The organism is Alkalibacterium sp. m-11 (genome assembly GCF_054658155.1).
This window is the reverse complement of the sequence record NZ_BAAGIR010000532.1, coordinates 1-255: the sequence shown is the minus strand read 5'-3', so window position 1 is coordinate 255 and position 255 is coordinate 1. Positions and strand designations below refer to the sequence as shown.

Sequence of the window (255 nt, the reverse complement as noted above, 5' to 3'; positions counted from 1 at the left end):
CCATCAAAAGCCACTAAGGGATGATAACCCGTTGTTCCGTAGTGAGTATTGAAATCAGTCTGTTCTTGTTTTCCGAAGGTGTCTGAGTGAGTAGAATCCACGTCAATGATCATATGCTGTGTATTTTGTTGGCCGATATAGATAGTGGTCAATGCCTTGGCAATTGATTGAAGTTGAACGATATTCTCCTCCGACAGTTGATGAATAAAACGAGAAACCATCGACTGTGAACCTAAGGTCGTTTTATTTAGCCCC

Annotated in this window: 1 protein-coding gene; it reads right to left on the bottom strand. The window is 41.6% G+C overall.

Going from position 1 to position 255, the window contains the following annotated elements; genetic code table 11:
* Positions 1-255 (bottom strand): transposase (locus tag ACYQ2O_RS13475; protein ID WP_459771581.1); only part of this gene is annotated, 255 nt, incomplete at both ends.